Consider the following 664-nt stretch of genomic DNA (forward strand, 5'->3'; position numbering starts at 1 on the left):
ATATAGTTTGAACTATTTGATTCTCTGTAAATAAGCTATAGTTTTTCTCTCATGATAATTTCCAAATCTCCATTTTAATATTGCATTTGTATTGCCTTTTGCACATTTTGAACATCACTTTTTAATAGTTCCTTTAAATCATAAGCTGGATAGTAACCACGTTCATACATAAAGTTAAAAACCTGTGCATGTAATTGTATAGCACCATTTATTTGACGGGTTAAAACTTCTCTAAGGCGCGGCGTTGCAGTTTCGGTAATCGCTATTGCATAGTTTCGAACAGATGTCTTTGCTAATCCAAGTAAATCTCCAGCGTAAAATCCAGTGTCATCACGATGCTGCGCTTGAAATCCAGGAGCATAAGGATAAAATTGTATTAACTCTTGTAGATTGTTTTGGATGGCATTTATAGCTTTAATATATAACGATTGAAGTGCTTGATCAGGTACATTCCTAACTGATTTTTTTAATTTGATTAAACCGTTTGCTTGAAATGCTACTAATTCATGTAACTCCAATGTTTCATGCCAAGCTAGCTGATTAGGATAAGACATAGATGTTCCCCCTTAATATTCATTCATGCTACACTATGCAAAAAAAATTCAAAAAGGGCCTATACTACATGAATGCATTTCAATCTAATTCATGATTACTTTTCATCCTT

The 664-nt window shown here is 33.0% G+C and carries 1 protein-coding gene; it reads right to left on the bottom strand.

Features of this window, described 5'->3' with window-relative positions:
- Positions 1 to 74: 74 nt before the first annotated feature.
- A complete protein-coding gene (cotF, locus tag KI369_RS26365; RefSeq protein WP_212958438.1) occupies positions 75 to 554 on the bottom strand; it encodes a spore coat protein in 480 nt (159 codons plus the stop codon).
- Positions 555 to 664 lie beyond the last annotated feature (110 nt).

The sequence above is a fragment of the Bacillus sanguinis genome (assembly GCF_018332475.1).
Lineage (GTDB): Bacteria > Bacillota > Bacilli > Bacillales > Bacillaceae_G > Bacillus_A > Bacillus_A sanguinis.

What these genes read in the sequence shown, in the direction of transcription:
- cotF (WP_212958438.1), bottom strand. Translation starts at nt 554, where the DNA reads ATGTCTTATCCTAATCAGCTAGCTTGGCATGAAACATTGGAGTTACAT.